1 protein-coding gene and 1 pseudogene are annotated in these 1,766 nt (G+C 28.9%); one reads left to right on the top strand and one right to left on the bottom strand.

Annotated features, from left to right (window positions below):
• Positions 1–1,096: 1,096 nt before the first annotated feature.
• Positions 1,097–1,294 carry a Flp family type IVb pilin gene (locus GQ593_RS13240; RefSeq protein ID WP_160432455.1) on the bottom strand — a complete coding sequence of 66 codons (198 nt, stop codon included), beginning with the start codon at positions 1,292–1,294 and terminating at the stop codon, positions 1,097–1,099.
• A gap of 237 nt (positions 1,295–1,531) precedes the next feature.
• Between GQ593_RS13240 and GQ593_RS13235 the strand changes: the two are divergent.
• A pseudogene (locus tag GQ593_RS13235) lies at positions 1,532–1,766 on the top strand (transposase); the annotation flags it as partial.

The following is a 1,766-nucleotide window of genomic DNA, read 5'->3' as shown; positions in this document are numbered from 1 at the left end:
CGTTAGGCTACTTGCCTCCCGTTGAATTTAAAAAACACTTATCCCTTAATTTTTTTGTTTGAAAATGTGTTGCCATTCCATAATTACGCTGTTTGCGATAAAAATTTCATATGGGTATAAACATATAAATAAAGGAAAAATTAGCTACTCTCGGTTACCTATTAAGTATCAAAACATTTTTAGGAAAGCACAGGGTATTTACACTTTATGATTAAAATGATTCGCTAAAAATAAATAAATGGTCTATTCTAAATATCACCTTTATTCGGTATTACGGAATTTTAGCAATTAATAAATTATTTAAGTTTTTATAGTCTATCTTTTGTATTGTCAAATATTGGCTGATTATGTCACATCACCATTAATGTAGGTATCCTGCCTTTTGTTTTACTATTTGTTTAGAGGCTAGTAGGTTATGTAAATTTTGGGTTATGCGAGGAATATGACATGTTTTAACAATTTGCAGTCCATTTATCCCTTAATATACATACTCATTATCAAAATAAACGCATTTAATACGGTAAAGGAATTGGGCTATTATATCACTTCGTAGAAACAGTACTATGCTAAACTAAGATTAATGGAAGATAAATATCAGCATAAAGGGTCTCATGAAAAATCGTCGATACAAACTCCTGTCATCTCTATAATTTGATTTTTAAGTAAAGGTAAAATATTATTTCGTTCGGATAGGTTTTGTTATAACATTTAGGTTGTCACCTTAATTTATCTTTTATTAATTTTCAGCTTTAACCAGATATTTAATGTCAAAACTAAAGGTTTTATAATGTTCCTCCTACTAGTTAAAAAGATAAATAGTGCTAATCTGGATTATAATACGTTATAAATAGTCAGACGATCTAACATGAAATGTTTTGTCAAAATTATTGGAGATATTTTTCTTTATGATATCATCGCCTTATCTTTTGTCTATAATAAAGGGTTAATTTTGATATTTTATGTATATTCATTATGTTTTTTAGATTAATGTAAATAATTCTCGATTTGGACATTTAACAAATCTTAACAATCTATGCAACCCAAATTAGCAACTATCAACCTATTTTATTTAAATAAGGTGTATATAATAGCGACCTTAATTACCAACCAATTTAGTTCGTAATGATGCAAATATGCTATCGAACATATCATATATAAGAGAACCTTGTTGTCCTTTAAAAATTGTTAATACCATTGTTGCAATTCCTGCCGACATTATCGCATATTCAATCGCTGATATGCCTTGCTTGTTTTGAATAAATTTAACTATAAAAGTGCCGCCTAGAATATTCACTGTAGGTATCCTCATCATTTCCTCTTTTAACATTGTTTGTAATTGTTATAAAAGAATCATTTTTTATCTAATAACTATTTATAATTTTAATAATAAATTGAATAAAATTCAAGCTTTCAAGCTAATAAAGTATTTTACATAAGCTATTAGGGCGTGTTGATCTTTCGTGATTATTTATTAGACGGCATAATGTGAGTTATAATAATTCTGCAAAAAACAACCATAACTCGATTCATCATGCCAAGAACAATGCTAACAGATAAACGGTGGAAAAAGCTACTACAAATAATGAAAAATACCGGCCGAGTTTATAATAAATCCGAGCATAGGATGACGTTTGAAGGGATCCTTTTCCGAATGAGAACCGGTATTTCTTGGCGAGATTTGCAGAAGAGTTTGGTGAATGGAGCACCGTCTATAGACGATTTAATTTGTGGTCTAAAAAAGGAATATTAGTTGATATTTTCAAACA

Source organism: Gilliamella sp. Pas-s25 (genome assembly GCF_009795885.1).
GTDB lineage: Bacteria > Pseudomonadota > Gammaproteobacteria > Enterobacterales > Orbaceae > Gilliamella.
Note: the sequence above shows the minus strand (reverse complement) of the source record. Positions and strands in the feature narration are given on the sequence as shown.